Raw genomic sequence first — 14,760 nt, forward strand, 5'->3', positions numbered from 1 at the left:
CCTCGGCACCGGACCGGCACGCCGGCCCTCGGCGCCGGACCGGCACCTGAACGGACCCGGCGCCGTCGGATCAGCCCGGCTCGCCCACCGTCGGCTGGGACGCCGCCAGGGTGTCCCGCGCGGTCAGCACCGCCTCGGCCAGCTCGACCGGGTGGCGGGTGCTCACCACCCAGAACGGGGTCGGATCCGCGGGGTCGTCGAGGATCACCTGCACGGCGCCGCCGATCCAGGGTCGCTGCACCACGAAGGCGAGCGGGTCCGCGCCGACGCCGAGCACCTCACGTCGACCGGCCACGTCCAGCGGCACCACGTCGGCCACGAAACGGACCGGCAGCCGGGCGTCGTCCACCCGCAGCTCGGCGTCGGCCACCCCGACCCGGATCCGGCCCAGCCACCACAGCCCGGCCGCGGTGAGCGGCACCAGCACGGCGAACGGCAGCCAGGCGCGGACGCCGGAGGCGCCCATCCAGATCTCGACGGCCAGCAACGCGGCGGCGACCAGCCCGGCCAGCCACAGCCACCAGGGCAGATCCAGCCGCTCGGTGTACGCCGAGCGGGCGGCGACCGGCGGCTGATCGGCGGACGGGGAGGGCGACATGCTCACTCCTGCGAGGGTACGGCGCACGGCGGCTCGACGAACCGGCAGGATGGCAGGGTCACCCCGCGAACCGGACGGAAGAGGGGACCCGTGACCGACGTCGTACCCGTGCCCGTGCAGCTGCTCGACCCGGAGCTGCCGTTGCCCACGTACGCCCATCCTGGCGACGCCGGGGCCGACCTGGTGGCGGCCGCGGACGTGGAGTTGCCGCCCGGCGGCCGTGCCCTGGTGCCCACCGGCGTGGCCGTCGCGCTGCCCGAGGGGTACGTGGGCCTGGTTCATCCGCGCTCCGGTCTGGCGGCCAGGCTCGGCGTGACGGTGCTCAACGCGCCCGGTACGGTCGACGCCGGCTACCGGGGTGAGATCCTGGTCAACCTGATCAATCATGATCGGGATGTGCCGGCGAAGATCTCCCGCGGCGACCGGATCGCGCAGCTCGTGGTCCAGCAGGTCGCACGGGCGCGGTTCGAGCCGGTGGTCGAGCTGCCCGCGTCCCGGCGCGGGACCGGTGGGCACGGGTCCACCGGTGGGCACGCCGGGCTGGTGCCGTCGCCGACGGGCCAGGACCGGGTCGAGCGGCGGCCGAGCGAGCCGGGCCGCGGGCAGACGGAAGAGGTGGCAGGGTGAGTGTGAACAGCGGAGGGCAGGCGCAGTGATCTTCTCCCGAAAGCGGGCCGATGCCGAGCGGCAGACCCGTGACGAGCGGGCCACCCCGGTCCCGGACCAGGGCGATGCGGCGCCGACGCTGGAGCGCGGCCCGTACGACATCTCCGAGAGCTACGACGACGTGCAGCGACTCGACCTGGGCAGCCTGCACATCCCGGCGATCGCCGACGTCGAGGTCCGGGTGCAGGCCGACCCGCAGGGTGTGATCCAGCAGGTGGTGCTGGTGCACGGCGACAACGCGCTCCAGTTGGGCGTCTTCGCCGCCCCCCGGTCCGAGGGGATCTGGGACGAGGTGCGCGAGGAGATCCGGCAGTCGCTGCTCCGCGACGGCGCGAGCGCGCAGGAGGTCGCCGGCGAGTACGGCCCGGAGCTGCACGCCCAGGTGCGTACCCCGGACGGCTCGACGAACCTGCGGTTCGTCGGGATCGACGGGCCGCGCTGGATGGTCCGTGGCGTGTTCCAGGGCCCGGTGGCCACCGACCCGGCCATGGCCGGGCCGCTCGTCGAGTGCCTGGACGGCCTGGTGGTCGACCGTGGGCAGGAGGCGAAGCCGGTCCGTGAGCCGCTGCCGCTGCGGCTGCCCCGGGAGATCGCCGATCAGGCCGAGGCCGAGGCGGGCGACGCCGCCGCCGCGCCGCGTCAGGTCTGACCCGCGCGCACCGGCCCGCCGGAACCAGCCCCGTCGGCGTACGCTGGCGGCACAGTTCCGGCGCCGCCGGGGCCGGCCGGGGACGGCGAGCGTGGAGAGGGTGACGCGGAGGTCATGACGACCGACGAGAGCCGGGTGTCGCTGCGGCGCATCCTGCAGAAGTTCACCGCCAGCGAGGCCGAGATCGACGCGCAGGAGCTGCGTCGGGAGAGCGCCGAGTGCGGCGGGATCCCCGCCCAGCAGTGCTCCCGGGGTCAGCTGGTGTCGGTGGCCGGGCGGCTGCGCACGGTGGTCTACACGCCGCGCACCAACCTGCCCACCCTCGAGGCCGACCTGTACGACGGCAGTGACGTGGTCACCCTGGTCTGGCTGGGTCGACGGCACATCGCCGGGATCGAGCCGGGCCGGCACCTGACCGCCCGTGGCCGGGTGGCCGTGCGGGACGACCGCAAGGTCATCTACAACCCCTACTACGAGCTGGACTCGCCCAAGTGACGGCACTGCGGACGGAAGGCCGGCGATGACGACGGGACAGCACCGGGCGGCACAGCCGGAGACCGGTCCTCAGGACGACGACGAGCCGCTGCCGACGATCGCCGAGCAGATGGCCGACCAGCTCGGCGGCTGGCGCGGGCTGGTCGAGTCCAGCATCCCGGTCGTGGTCTTCGTCCTCGCCAACATCATCGGCGAGCTGCGGCCGGCGGTGATCGCGTCGGTGTCGGTCGCGGTGCTGATCGCCGGGGTGCGGCTGGCCCAGCGTCGGCCGATCCGGCACGCCGTCAACGGGCTCTTCGGCGTCGGCGTCGGCGCGGCCATCGCGTGGCGCACGGGCGACGAGCGTGACTTCTACCTCCCCGGCATCCTCTACGGCATCGGGTACGGCGTCGCCCTGCTGATCTCGGCCGCGATCCGGCAGCCGCTGGTGGGTTGGATCTGGTCGGTGTTGGTGGCCAAGGGCCGTTCGGAGTGGCGGGCCGACCCGAAGCTGGTGCGCACCTTCACCCAGCTGACCGTGCTCTGGGGTGTGGTCTGGCTGGCCAAGGTGGGCGTGCAGGCCGGGCTCTACCTGGCCCACCAGGACACCGCCCTGGGCGTGGCCCGGCTGGCGCTGGGCTACCCGCCGTACGCGCTGCTGCTGCTGATCACGGTCTGGACGGTGCGCCGGGTCACCCGGGAGTCGCCGTCGGCCCCGCTGCCCAGCGCCTGAGCGACGCCGAGCAGCCACCGGACCGCTCGACGCGCCCGTCGGGGTCAGCGTGAGCCGCGGGTCCGTTCGACGCTGTCCGGTCCGAGGATCACCGCGCGGACCTCGTCCTCCACCTCGGCGGTGCAGACGAAGATCAGCTCGTCGCCGGCCTCGATCGGGTCGTCCGGGCTGGGCACCAGGACCCGCTTGCCGCGCAGGATCGCCACCAGGGCGGAGTCGCGGGGCAGCGGCACGGCGTGGATCGGCTGACCGACGTAGGGGGCGGTCGGCGGCAGGGTGATCTCGACGAGGTTCGCCTCGCCCTGTCGGAAGGTCATCAGCCGGACCAGGTCGCCGACGGTGACCGCCTCCTCGACGAGCGCGGCCATCACCCGCGGCTTGCTCACCGCGACGTCCACGCCCCACTGCTCGGTGAACAGCCACTCGTTCTCGGCCCGGTTGACCCGGGCCACCACGCGGGGCACCGCGAACTCGGTCTTGGCCAACAGCGACAGCACCAGGTTCGTCTTGTCGTCGCCGGTCGCCGCGACCACCACGTCACACCCGGCGATGTTCGCCTCCTCCAGGCTGGCCACCTCGCACGCGTCGGCCAGCACCCAGTCGGCGGCCGGCACCCGGTCCGGGCGAAGCATCTTGGGCTGCCGTTCGATCAGCATCACCTGGTGGCCGTTGTCGATCAACTCCTGGGCGATCGAGCGGCCCACGTTGCCCGCGCCCGCGATGGCGACCCGCATGGCTCAGTGCCCTCCTTCCGGCGGCGTCGCCGCCACCGACGTGACCGTCGCCACGATGTCATCGCTGACCAGCATGAACACCTGGTCGCCCTCCTGCATGACGGTGGAGCCGGTGGGCAGCGTGCCGATGCCGAAGCGGATCAGGTAGGCCACCCGCGCGCCGGTCGCGTCCTCCAGCGTCCGCACCGGTCGGCCGATCCAGTCCTTGTGTACGGGCACCTCGACGATCGACACCGTGCTCGTGGGGTCGCGGAAGATCTCCACGTTGCCCTCCGGCACCAGGTGTCGCAGCATCCGGTCCGCCGTCCACCGCACGGTCGCCACGGTGGGAATGCCCAGCCGCTCGTAGACCTGCGCGCGGCGCTGGTCGTAGATCCGGGCGGCGACCCGGGACACGCCGAACGTCTCGCGGGCCAGCCGGGCCGAGATGATGTTGGAGTTGTCGCCGCTCGACACCGCCGCGAAGGCGTCCGCGCGCTCGATGCCGGCCTGCCGGAGCACCTCGCCGTCGAAACCGGCCCCGGTCACCGTGATCCCGGCGAAGTCGGGGCCGAGCCGGCGGAAGGCGTCGGCGTCCTGGTCGATCACCGCCACCGAGTGCCCTCGGGACTCCAGGCTGTGGGCAAGGGTCGACCCGACCCGACCACATCCCATGATCACGACGTGCACGCTGTCCCTCCCAAAGGTGCGTACCGCTCCCGCTGCCGGTGGCCTTACGAGTGCGAGCCTGCCACGTCCCGGTGGCGAGCGGGGACCGACCGTACCCCGCCGTCCGGAGCAGCGGTGATCGCCCACCCCCGCGCCCCCGCCGTGGTGGTCGTACTCTTGGCGTTCGTGGCCAGTCCCACCTCGCTGCTGAAGCGGCTTCTTCTCGGTCGACCGTTCCGGTCCGACCGGCTGCAGCACACCCTTTTGCCGAAGCGCATCGCGCTGCCCGTGTTCGCGTCCGACGCGCTGTCCAGCGTCGCGTACGCGCCTGACGAGATCCTGCTGACCCTCTCCATCGCCGGCGCCTCCGCGTACGTCTTCTCGCCGTGGATCGCGCTGGCCGTGGTCGTGGTCATGCTCACCGTGGTGGCGAGCTACCGGCAGAACGTGCACGCCTACCCGTCCGGCGGCGGTGACTACGAGGTGGCCACGGTCAACCTGGGGCCGAAGTTCGGCGTCGGGGTGGCCAGCGCGCTGCTGGTCGACTACGTGCTCACGGTGGCGGTGTCGGTCTCCTCCGGGGTGGCCAACCTGGGCTCCGTGGTGCCGTTCGTGGCCACCCACAAGGTCCTCATCGCGGTGACCGCGGTGGTCCTGCTGAGCGCGGTCAACCTGCGGGGGCTGCGTGAGTCGGGCACGGCGTTCGCCATCCCCACCTACGGCTTCGTGATCGTGATGGGCGGGATGCTGCTCACCGGGCTGTTCCGGGTCTTCGTCATGGGTGACGATCTCCGCGCGCCGAGCGCCGACCTGGTGATCCAGGCCGAGCACAGCGTGACCGGTTTCGCGCTCATCTTCCTGCTGCTGCGGACGTTCAGCTCGGGCGCCGCCGCGCTCACCGGTGTCGAGGCGATCTCCAACGGCGTGCCGGCGTTCAAGGCGCCGAAGAGCCGCAACGCCGCCACCACCCTGCTGCTGCTCGGCACCATCTCGGTGAGCATGCTGGTCGGGATCATCTGGCTGTCCCGGCTGACCCACCTGCAGTTCGTCGAGGACCCGGCCCTCCAGATCATCTCCGGCCCCGAGGGGTACGTGCAGAAGACGGTCACCACCCAGCTCGGGGAGACGGTCTTCGGTTCCGGGTCGATCCTGCTCTACGTGGTGGCCGGGATGACCGCCCTGATCCTCTTCCTGGCCGCGAACACCGCGTTCAACGGCTTTCCGGTGCTCGGCTCGATCCTCGCCCAGGACCGCTATCTGCCCCGCCAGTTCCACACCCGGGGCGACCGGCTGGCATTCTCCAACGGCATCGTCTTCCTGGCCGTGTTCGCGATCGTGCTGATCGTCGGCTTCCAGGCGGAGGTGACCCGACTCATCCAGCTCTACATCGTCGGGGTCTTCGTCTCGTTCACCGTCTCCCAGGCCGGCATGATCCGGCACTGGAACCGGCACCTGCGCACCGAGCGGGACCCGGAGGCGCGCCGCCGGATGCACCGGTCGCGGGCCATCAACACGTTTGGCGCGGGCCTGACCGGCGCGGTGCTGGTGATCGTCCTGATCACCAAGTTCCTGCTCGGCGCCTGGATCGCGATCGCCGCGATGGCGGTGATCTACGTGCTGATGCTGGCCATCCGCCGGCACTACGACCGGATCGCCATCGAGCTGACCCCGCCGGACGAGGGCCGGGCCGTGCTGCCCGCCCGCAACCACGCGATCGTGTTGGTCAGCAAACTGCACCAGCCGACGCTGCGGGCCATCGCCTACGCCCGCGCCACCCGGCCGGACACGCTCACCGCGGTGACCGTCAACGTGGACGAGAAGGACACCCGGGACCTGCAGGCCGATTGGGAGCGCCGGGAGATGGCCATCCCGCTCACCGTGATCGACTCGCCGTACCGGGAGATCACCCGGCCGATCCTGGACTTCGTGGCCTCCACCCGCCGCAAGTCGCCCCGGGACGTGGTCACCGTGTTCATCCCGGAGTACGTGGTCGGCCGCTGGTGGGAGAACCTGCTGCACAACCAGAGCGCCCTGCGCCTCAAGGGTCGGCTGCTCTTCGAACCGGGGGTGATGGTGGTCAGCGTGCCGTGGCAGCTCGCGTCGACAGCGAGCAAGAACCTGGACCGGCTGGACGCCACGCTGTCCCGTACCCCGGCCCGGGGGCCCCGGAGCACCGTGCCGCCGCTGGTCGCCGCCCCGCCGGTGGCCTCCGCGCCGCCCGGCGAGGGCGGGCCCGAGAACAGCGAAACGATGGGAAACACCCGTGACTGAGTCGGGCGGTCAGCAGACCGCGACACCTCGGACGCCGTCGGCATCGGCATCGGCCTCGGCTGCCGCGTCGCCGTCGGCCTCGGCTGCCTCGTTGCCGTCGGCCTCGGCTGCCTCGTCGGCGTTCGAACGGGGCCTGGCCGAGGCTGACCGGGTCGAGCTGACCGTCGACGCGGTCGCCCCCGGCGGGCACTGTGTCGCCCGGGTGGACGGGCAGGTGGTGTTCGTCCGGCACGCGCTGCCCGGTGAGCGGGTCATCGCCGAGGTCACCGAGGTGCACCGGGGGTTCGTCCGGGCCGACGCGGTGACCGTGCTGGACCCCTCACCGGACCGGGTCGAGCCGCCCTGCCCGTACGCGAAGCCGGGTGCCTGCGGGGGCTGCGACCTCCAACACGTCGCCCCGGCCGCGCAACTGGCCTGGAAGACCGCCGTGGTCCGCGAGCAGTTGGTCCGCCTCGGCGGGCTGACCGACGTCGAGCTGGACCGGCTCGGCGTCCGGGTCGAGGCGCTGCCCGGTGGGCTGCTCGGTTGGCGCTCCCGGGTCCGTTACGCGGTCGACGCCGCGGACCGGGCCGGCCTGCTCAAGCACCGCTCGCACGAGGTGGTGCCGATCGACCGCTGCCGGATCGCCCACCCGGCCATCCAGCAACTGCCGGTGCTCACCCCGACCGGTGCGCGCTGGCCGTCCGCCGAGGCGGTGGAGACCATCGCCAGCACCGGCGGGGACGTGACCGTCACGGAGATCCGCGAAGGGGTGCCCACCCCGGTCAGTGGCCCGACCGAGGTCCGCGAGGTCGCCGCCGGACGGGACTGGACGCTGCCCGCGTCCGCGTTCTGGCAGGTGCACCCGGCCGCCGCGGACGCCCTCTGCACGGCGGTGCTGGAGTTGCTGGACCCGCAGCCGGGCGAGACCGCCTGGGACCTCTACGGCGGGGCCGGGCTGTTCGCCGCGGCTCTCGCCAGCCGGGTCGGCGACGCCCGGATCACCCTGGTCGAATCGAGCCGGGACGGGGTGGACGCGGCCCGGGCCAACCTGGCCGACCTGCCCCAGATCGAGGTGGTCGCGGCCCGGGTGGAGACCGCGCTGACCCGCCGACGGATCACCGGCCCGGTCGACGTGGTGGTGCTCGACCCGCCGCGCTCCGGCGCGGGAGCCCAGGTGGTGCGGGACATCGTCGCCGCCGGCCCGCGCGCGGTCGCGTACGTGGCCTGTGACCCGGCCGCCTTCGCCCGGGACGTGCGCACCTTCGCCGACCTCGGTTGGCGGCTGGCGGCGCTGCGGGGCTTCGACCTCTTCCCGATGACGCAGCACGTCGAGCAGGTCGGGCTGCTGCTTCCGCCGGACGAGCGGTAGCACACGCGCGTCGGCGCCTGACCGGGTGCTCAGCTGCCCACTCCCCGCCCAGCCCGGGGGCGGGGGGCTCCGGGCCGGGCTGCGGAGTACCGGGCGGCCGATAGACTCTCCGGTCATGAGCGTTGAAGAGGACACGGCCAACCACGGCCGGCTGCTGGGGACGGTTCGCGGTCCGCAGGATGTCAAGCGGATGTCCGGCGAGGAACTGGACGTCCTCGCCGCCGAGATCCGGGACTTCCTGATCACCAAGGTCTCCCGTACCGGCGGGCACGTCGGGCCCAACCTCGGTGTGGTCGAGCTGACGCTCGCCATGCATCGCGTCTTCGACTCCCCCCGGGACCGGCTCCTGTTCGACACCGGCCACCAGGCGTACGTACACAAGATCCTTACCGGGCGTCAGGCCGGCTTCGACAAGCTCCGCCAGCGCGGTGGCCTCTCCGGCTACCCCAGCCAGGCCGAGAGCGAGCACGACCTCATCGAGAACTCGCACGCCTCCACTGCGCTGTCCTACGCCGACGGCCTCGCCAAGGCGTACGCCCTGCGTGGTGAGGCGCGCAGCGTCGTGGCCGTGGTCGGTGACGGCGCGCTGACCGGCGGCATGTGCTGGGAGGCGCTGAACAACATCGCCACCGCCGGCAACCCCCTGGTGATCGTGGTCAACGACAACGGTCGCTCGTACGCCCCGACCATCGGCGGGCTGGCCGACCACCTCTCCTCGCTGCGGCTCAACCCCGGCTACGAGAAGGTCCTCGACACGGTCAAGGACGCCCTCGGCTCCACGCCGCTGGTCGGCCGACCGATGTACGAGGTGCTGCACGCGGTCAAGAAGGGCATCAAGGACGCGGTCGCCCCGCAGGCCATGTTCGAGGACCTCGGCATCAAGTACGTGGGCCCGGTAGACGGGCACGACGTGACGGCGGTCGAGGCGGCGCTGCGCGCGGCGAAGAACTTCGGCGGCCCGGTCATCGTGCACGCGGTCACCCGCAAGGGCTACGGCTACCGTCCCGCCGAGGAGGACGAGGCGGACTGCCTGCACGGCCCCGGCAGCGCCTTCGACGTGGAGACCGGCGCGCTGCTGGCCGCCCCGTCGGTGAAGTGGACGCACGTCTTCGCCGACGAGCTGCTGGCCGTCGCCGACGAGCGCCCGGACGTGGTGGGCATCACGGCCGCGATGGCCGAGCCGACCGGCATCGCCAAGCTGGCCCGCAAGTACCCCGAGCGGGTGTACGACGTGGGCATCGCCGAGCAGCACGCCGCCACCTCGGCGGCCGGGCTGGCGCTCGGCGGTCTGCACCCGGTGGTGGCGGTCTACGCCACCTTCCTCAACCGCGCCTTCGACCAGGTCCTGCTGGACGTGGCGATGCACAAGCTGCCGGTGACCTTCGTGCTGGACCGGGCGGGCATCACCGGCCCGGACGGGCCCAGCCACTACGGCATCTGGGACATGTCGGTCTTCGGGGTGGTGCCGGGCCTGCGGATCGCCGCTCCCCGCGACGCCGCCACCCTGCGTGAGGAGCTGCGCGAGGCGGTGGCCGTCGACAACGGGCCGACAGTGGTGCGGTTCCCGACCGGCGCGGTCGCCGCGGACCTGCCGGCGCTGCGCCGGGTCGGCACTGTCGACGTGCTGGCCGAGTCCGCCCGTACCGACGTGCTGCTCGTCGCCGTCGGCTCGTTCGGCCAGTTGGGCATGGAGGTGGCCGCCCGGGTCGCCGAGCAGGGCTACGGGGTCACCGTCGTCGACCCCCGCTGGGTGCGCCCGGTCCCGGCGGAGCTGGTCGACCTGGCCGCCCGCCACCGGCTCGTGGTCAGCGTCGAGGACGGCGTCCGGGTCGGCGGGGTGGGCGACGCGCTCGCCCAGGCGATGCGCGACGCCGACGTCTGGGTGCCGCTCAAGGACCTGGGTGTGCCGGCCGACTGGCACCCGCACGGCACCCGCGCGCAGATCCTCGCCGACCTGGGCCTGACCGCCCAGGACGTGGCCCGCAACGTCACCGGCTGGATCTCCGGCCTGGACGCCACCCCGGACCGCCTCACCCCCAGCGACGCGGCCGCGCAGAACTGACGAGAACGAACAACGGCGGGCGTCCCTAGGGGCGCCCGCCGTCCTGCACCCAACCCAACCCAACCTCCGCCCCGCCCCGCCCCGCCCCCCGCCGAGCCCAGCCCGCCCTCCCTCGTCGATCAAGGACTTATGGTGGGCGGTGATTGATGATTCGCGCCTTTTGCGGGGCACCACAATTCCATGATCGACCAGGTCAAGGTGCGGCGCGTTGCCCCGTCGATCTTGCACTTTCGGTTGGCGTGATGCGCCTTGAGCCCCGATTTGTCGGTGCAGAAAGTGCAAGATCGCGCGGGTGGGGGGTTAGCGGGGGGAGATCGAGCGGTAGTGGGTCTTGTCGGTGTTGGCGAGGCTGTAGGTCTGGGAGCGGGACGGGGTGGGGATGACCACCAGGCCGGGGCGCTCGACCAGCAGGGGAGTGCCCGGTGGGACGGAGAGGGAGCTGTCCCGGGTGGCCCGCCAGCTCAGCACCACCAGCGGCTGACCGGGCACCGGCAGTTGGTACGCCTGCAACGGGGTGGCCCGGTCGGCGGGTGACACGACGGGCGCGCTCCCGTCGGCCGGTCGGTAGATCACCGCGGTCATCGCGCCGGCGTCGGTGTCCCAGCTGAGCTGCTGCAACTCGGCCGGCTCGCCACCGCCGAGGGCGACTTCGCCGAGCGAACGCACGGTGAGCTTCGCCATCGGCCAGGACGTCGGCACCGAACGCGGGGCGTCCCGGTCCCCGATCCGGCGCGGGATGCTGCCGAACGGGCCCCGATCGCCGGCCAGCACGCAGGTGTCCAGGCCGGTGAGCGCCCGCCGGCCCGTGCCGGACTCGTCGCGGACCAGCGGGTAGCGCGGATCGACGGTGCCGGTGCCCAGGTCGAGCAGCCGGTCGGCGGCCCGCCCACGGGGCAGCGACTCCGTGGTTCGCAGGGTCGCGGTCACGGCGACGGCCGTGCAGGACGGGACGTTGACCGGTGCGCTGAGGCCGTCCGCGATGGCCAACGTCCGGTCCTGTGGCCCGAGGAGGGTCTGCACCCGGGCCGAGACGAGGTAGCGCCGGCCGCCTGCCGTCTGCACCGGCAGCACGTCGGAGTAGACGAGGTAACCCGGGTCGGTGTACTCGGTGGCGCGGGTCACCACGTACCGGTCGCCCTCACGGGTCAGTTGCAGCAGCCAGGACGCGCTTTCGCCGGGCACGTCGGCGGCCACCAGCGCCACCGGGGCGCCGTCGACCCGACCGGAGAAGAGGATGCCGGACGAGGGCAGGTGCGCGCGGTCGTCGGCCGGCGACCGCCAGCCCCGGACCGCCGCGGTGACCGCAGCCGTCGCCGTGGGGTCGCCGGAGAGGTCGCCGCGGGGCGGCCACACCGCGAGGGTGCCGTCCAGGCTGTCGTACCCGACCCGCAGGTCCTGCGGCTTCCGCTCGGCTACCGGACCGCAGGCCGTGGTGGCCAGCAGCGCGCTCAGCAGGACGGGAAGCGCCCTGCCGTACCGACGGCCTGGAGTCACCTGGCCCGCCCCCGATCGCCTCGCCGTCGCTGTCGGAAAGCGCCATAGTACGAGATGTCCGGTGCGATGCCTCAGCTGGCCGGCACCCGACCAACCACAGTGGACACCACCGGGGGTTTAGGACGTTTTGGTTGCTCCGGTAGACTCCGCCGACTGTGACGCCTGCCGAGTCCCGCGCCCTGCCCGCGCCGCACCCGGAGGCGGTAGCCGACTCCGCCGAGCTGGTGAGCTACCGCACACCGGCCGGCCTCTTCGCCGGCCCGCCCGCGCTGACCGCCCCCACCACGAACCCGGTCGAGCCCAAAGCGCCGGCCGAGCCTGAAGCGCCGGCGGAATCCGAGGCACCGGCCGGGAGCGCGGTGCCGACGCGGGCGCGGTGGCGTCGGTGGACTCGGCGTCGGCAGCACCTGGCGGTGGGCGGGCTGTTCCTGCTCGCCGCGCTCTGGGTGACCAGCCGGATCTGGCTGGACCCGTCCGGCCGGGTGGCCTCGCTCTACACCGGTGACCCGGCCCAGGTGCAGTTCTTCCTCGCCCACTCGGTACGCGTGGTGCTGCACGGCGAGTACCCGTTCTACACCGAGCAGTTCAACTACCCGGACGGCGTCAACCTGATGGCCAACACGGCCGTGCTGGCGCTGGGCATCCCGATGGTCCCGGTGACGCTGCTCTTCGGGCCGGCGGTCTCCTTCGTGGTGCTGGTCACGCTCGGCCTCGCCGGCACCGCCATGGCCTGGTACCTCATGCTCTCCCGGCACCTGGTGCGTACGCCGCTCGCGGCGGCCGTCGGCGGCTGGTTCTGCGGGTTCTCGCCCGCGATGCTCTCGCACGCCAGTTGGCACCCGAACATCATCAGCCAGTTCCTGCTGCCGTTCATCGTGTGGCGGGTGCTGGTGCTCACCCGCTCCGGAAGGCCGGTTCGGGACGGGGCTGTGCTCGCCCTGCTCGTCACCGCGCAGGCGTTCATCAACGAGGAGATCCTGCTCTTCACGGCGCTGGCCTGCGGCGTCTTCCTGTTGGCGGTGCTCGCCCAGGAGCCGGCCCGGTGGCGGGCGGCGTGGCGGCCCGTGGGCGTCGGCGTGGTGACCTGCGCACTGCTGGCCGGGTCGCTGCTGGCGTACCCGCTCTACGTGCAGTTCGCCGGGCCGATGGCCTACCACGGGCTCAGCGACGCGGTGCAGGACTACGGCAACGACATCGCCGCCTTCTTCGCCCCCGGCTCGCCCACCTTCGGTGGCAACCAGCGAGCCAACATCAACCTGGCGCCGAACTACTCGGAGGAGAACGCCTTCTTCGGCTGGAGCCTGTCGATGCTGGCCATCGGCATCGTGGTCTGGCTGCGCCGGGAGCTGATCGTTCGGGCGCTCGCGGTGACCGGCGTGTTCTTCGCCGTACTCTCTCTCGGCGAGCGGGTCTCCTGGTGGGACCGGGAGCTGATCACCGGGCCGTGGCAGTGGTTGGTCCACCTGCCGCTGCTGGACGCGGTGGTGCCGACCCGGTTCGGGCTGATCACCAGCGTGGTGATCGGGCTGCTGCTCGCGCTCGCCGTCGAGCGGGCCTGGGCGCTGCGTCCGGCCGACCGCCGTACCGTCCACGTGCTGACCGCCGCGGGCCTGGCCTTCGCGCTGCTGCCGATCGCACCGATGCCGCTGCGGATGGTCTCCCGGCCGCCGGTGCCGGACTTCATCACGGCGGACCGTTGGCGGGCGTACGTCGGGCCGGACCAGACGTTGGTGCCGATCCCGGTGCCCAGCATGGGTAACACGCACGGCATGCGCTGGGCGGCGGCCACCAACCTCGACTTCAAGATCCCCGGCGGGTACTTCCTCGCCCCCCGCAACGGCAACACCGGTGACGCGGGCCGGTTCGGCGGTCGTCCCAGCGGGGTGGGTCAGATGCTGGAGGAGGTGGCGACCACCGGCCGTACGCCCAAGCTGGACGACCGGCAGCGTCGGCGCTTCACCGACGAGCTGCGGCACTGGCGGGCGGCGATCCTGGTGCTGCCGGTGCGGCAGCAGAACGCCGAGCCACTGCGGCGTACGGTCGAGGAGCTGGTCGGCCCGGGCCGCCAGGAGTTGGATGTCTGGGTCTGGGACGTCCGGGCGCTCAGCGACCGTTCGGTCTGATGACCACCGGGACGACGTCCCCGAACACCTCGTCCCCGACGACGGTCGACACGTCCCGTCCGGCCTGGCTGCGGGACGCGCTGGTGGTGGCCGGCTATCTGGGCCTCGCCGTGGTGCTGACCAGCGGGCAGTGGGGTCGCCCGTGGCGGCTGTTCCACCAGGCGGGTGACCAGATCCTCTTCGAGTGGATGTTGGCCCACGCGGCGCACGCGGTCGTCGAGGGGGAGAACCCGCTCTACAGCACCGGGTTGAACGCGCCCGACGGGGTCAACCTGATGGCGAACACCTCGGTGCTCGGCCTGGGTGTGCCGCTCACCCCGGTCACCCTGCTCTTCGGCTCGCAGGTGGCGTTCTGCGTGGCGGTCGTCTGCTGCCTCGCCGGGACCGCCGTCGCCTGGTACGTGCTGCTGCGCCGCCGGCTGGTCGGCACCCGGGCCGCGGCCGCGGTGGGCGGGCTGATCTGTGGCTTCGCCCCCGGCATGATCGCTCAGGCGGGCGCCCATCTGCACATCGCCGCCCAGTTCCTGGTGCCCGCGATCCTCGCCCTGGTGTTCCGGCCCGCCTCGGCTGCGACCCGGCCCGGCGTGTGGCGACCCGGCGTCGGCCTGGGGCTGCTGCTCGTCTGGCAGGTCTTCATCGGCGAGGAGGTGCTGGTCTTCCTGGCGCTCGCGGCCGGCGTCTTCGCGCTGGGTTACGCGCTCGCCGACCGGGTGGCCGCACGGCGGCTCGCGCCGGCCCTGTTCGGCCGGCTCGCGGTGGCGGCCGGCGTGGCGGTGGTGCCGCTGGCGTACCCGCTGTGGTTCCAGTTCCACGGCCCGCAGCACTACGCCGGGATGGCGTTCGCCACGCAGGCGTTCCAACTGGACGTCGCCTCGTTCACCGCGTCGGCCCGGCAGACCGTGCTGGGCGACGACTGGCTGCCGGGGTTGCTCTCGCCGAACCCGACCGAGGAGAACT

At 72.7% G+C, this 14,760-nt stretch carries 12 protein-coding genes and 1 pseudogene; 9 read left to right on the forward strand and 4 right to left on the reverse strand.

The genetic code is table 11. The features are described 5' to 3' along the window. Positions 1 to 70 precede the first annotated feature (70 nt). Positions 71 to 604 (reverse strand): DUF3093 domain-containing protein, encoded by a 534-nt coding sequence (locus PSH25_RS12410; RefSeq protein WP_372492778.1) that lies wholly within the window; start codon positions 602 to 604, stop codon positions 71 to 73. Between the two features lie 84 nt (positions 605 to 688). On the opposite strand from PSH25_RS12410, the gene dut reads away from it, so the two are divergent. The 4 genes from dut to PSH25_RS12430 all read left to right on the forward strand — a co-directional run bounded on the left by dut (position 689) and on the right by PSH25_RS12430 (position 3,120). Next, on the forward strand, positions 689 to 1,225 hold the full coding sequence (dut, locus tag PSH25_RS12415; RefSeq protein ID WP_238659243.1) for a dUTP diphosphatase: 537 nt from the start codon (positions 689 to 691) through the stop codon (positions 1,223 to 1,225). A 25-nt stretch (positions 1,226 to 1,250) separates the two neighbouring features. Then, positions 1,251 to 1,913: a DUF3710 domain-containing protein gene (locus tag PSH25_RS12420; protein ID WP_238659244.1), complete on the forward strand. Its 663-nt coding sequence runs from the start codon at positions 1,251 to 1,253 to the stop codon at positions 1,911 to 1,913. Positions 1,914 to 2,027: 114 nt separating this feature from the next. Continuing rightward, positions 2,028 to 2,408 (forward strand): OB-fold nucleic acid binding domain-containing protein, encoded by a 381-nt coding sequence (locus tag PSH25_RS12425; protein ID WP_238659245.1) that lies wholly within the window; start codon positions 2,028 to 2,030, stop codon positions 2,406 to 2,408. Positions 2,409 to 2,433: 25 nt separating this feature from the next. After that, positions 2,434 to 3,120 (forward strand): DUF3159 domain-containing protein, encoded by a 687-nt coding sequence (locus tag PSH25_RS12430; protein ID WP_238659246.1) that lies wholly within the window; start codon positions 2,434 to 2,436, stop codon positions 3,118 to 3,120. Positions 3,121 to 3,164: 44 nt separating this feature from the next. Here the strand turns inward: PSH25_RS12430 and PSH25_RS12435 are convergent, their stop codons facing one another. Next, on the reverse strand, positions 3,165 to 3,854 hold the full coding sequence (locus PSH25_RS12435) for a potassium channel family protein (RefSeq protein ID WP_238659247.1): 690 nt from the start codon (positions 3,852 to 3,854) through the stop codon (positions 3,165 to 3,167). A 3-nt stretch (positions 3,855 to 3,857) separates the two neighbouring features. After that, the gene (locus PSH25_RS12440) at positions 3,858 to 4,523 is read right to left on the reverse strand and encodes a potassium channel family protein (protein ID WP_112586756.1); all 666 of its coding nucleotides are present in this window, start codon (positions 4,521 to 4,523) and stop codon (positions 3,858 to 3,860) included. A gap of 165 nt (positions 4,524 to 4,688) precedes the next feature. Between PSH25_RS12440 and PSH25_RS12445 the strand changes: the two genes are divergently transcribed. The 3 genes from PSH25_RS12445 to dxs all read left to right on the forward strand — a co-directional run bounded on the left by PSH25_RS12445 (position 4,689) and on the right by dxs (position 10,186). After that, complete coding sequence (locus PSH25_RS12445; protein WP_238659251.1) at positions 4,689 to 6,773, forward strand: APC family permease; 2,085 nt, start codon at positions 4,689 to 4,691, stop codon at positions 6,771 to 6,773. A gap of 91 nt (positions 6,774 to 6,864) precedes the next feature. Then, entirely contained in the window at positions 6,865 to 8,124 is a 1,260-nt protein-coding gene (locus PSH25_RS12450) for a class I SAM-dependent RNA methyltransferase (RefSeq protein ID WP_238659248.1), read from the forward strand. Positions 8,125 to 8,239: 115 nt separating this feature from the next. Beyond that, positions 8,240 to 10,186, forward strand: a complete 1,947-nt coding sequence (gene dxs / locus PSH25_RS12455) for a 1-deoxy-D-xylulose-5-phosphate synthase (protein ID WP_238659249.1) — start codon at positions 8,240 to 8,242, stop codon at positions 10,184 to 10,186. Between the two features lie 300 nt (positions 10,187 to 10,486). Here dxs and PSH25_RS12460 read toward each other — a convergent pair whose 3' ends face one another. Next, positions 10,487 to 11,680: a hypothetical protein gene (locus PSH25_RS12460; RefSeq protein WP_372492780.1), complete on the reverse strand. Its 1,194-nt coding sequence runs from the start codon at positions 11,678 to 11,680 to the stop codon at positions 10,487 to 10,489. A 224-nt stretch (positions 11,681 to 11,904) separates the two neighbouring features. On the opposite strand from PSH25_RS12460, the gene PSH25_RS12465 reads away from it, so the two are divergent. Together PSH25_RS12465 and PSH25_RS12470 are read left to right on the forward strand one after the other, a co-directional pair. Next, entirely contained in the window at positions 11,905 to 13,803 is a 1,899-nt protein-coding gene (locus tag PSH25_RS12465) for a DUF6311 domain-containing protein (protein ID WP_372492781.1), read from the forward strand. Then, positions 13,803 to 14,760: pseudogene (locus tag PSH25_RS12470) on the forward strand (hypothetical protein); the annotation flags it as partial. The gene PSH25_RS12465 and the pseudogene PSH25_RS12470, both read left to right, overlap by 1 nt.

The organism is Micromonospora foliorum, assembly GCF_022229015.1.
Classification (GTDB): domain Bacteria; phylum Actinomycetota; class Actinomycetes; order Mycobacteriales; family Micromonosporaceae; genus Micromonospora; species Micromonospora foliorum.

Excerpts from the sequence above, each read along its gene's own strand:
- PSH25_RS12425 (WP_238659245.1), top strand. The coding sequence starts at position 2,028 with ATGACGACCGACGAGAGCCGGGTGTCGCTGCGGCGCATCCTGCAGAAG.
- PSH25_RS12435 (WP_238659247.1), bottom strand. The coding sequence starts at position 3,854 with ATGCGGGTCGCCATCGCGGGCGCGGGCAACGTGGGCCGCTCGATCGCC.
- PSH25_RS12430 (WP_238659246.1), top strand. The coding sequence starts at position 2,434 with ATGACGACGGGACAGCACCGGGCGGCACAGCCGGAGACCGGTCCTCAG.
- dxs (WP_238659249.1), top strand. The coding sequence starts at position 8,240 with ATGAGCGTTGAAGAGGACACGGCCAACCACGGCCGGCTGCTGGGGACG.